The 396-nt window shown below is 56.6% G+C and carries 1 protein-coding gene; it reads left to right on the forward strand.

The features are described from left to right. Positions 1-387: AMP-binding enzyme (locus tag SB756_RS28305; RefSeq protein WP_410912806.1), on the forward strand; the 387-nt coding region annotated here is incomplete at its 5' end. Positions 388-396: the final 9 nt, after the last annotated feature.

Raw genomic sequence — 396 nt, forward strand, 5'->3', positions numbered from 1 at the left:
GGGGTGATTGATATCCGCGATCGCATCAAGGACGTGATCAAGACGGGGGGCGAATGGATCTCTTCCCTGGCGCTTGAAGACCTAGTCAGCCGTCACCCGGCGGTACGTGAAGTAGCAGTGGTAGGCATCGCCGACCCGCAGTGGGGCGAGCGCCCGTTTGCGTTGCTGGTGGTGCGTGATGGCCATGTGATAGGTGCGCGTGAGCTCAAGGAACATCTCAAGCCTTTTGTCGAACTGGGCCACTTGAGCAAGTGGGCCATTCCAAGCCAGATCGCGGTTGTTACTGAAATTCCCAAGACCAGCGTAGGAAAACTCGACAAAAAACGTATCCGTATCGACATCATCGAATGGCAGGCCAACAACAGTACGTTCCTGTCGACCCTGTGACGCCCTTCG

The organism is Pseudomonas sp. SIMBA_068 (assembly GCF_046534705.1).
Classification (GTDB): domain Bacteria; phylum Pseudomonadota; class Gammaproteobacteria; order Pseudomonadales; family Pseudomonadaceae; genus Aquipseudomonas; species Aquipseudomonas putida.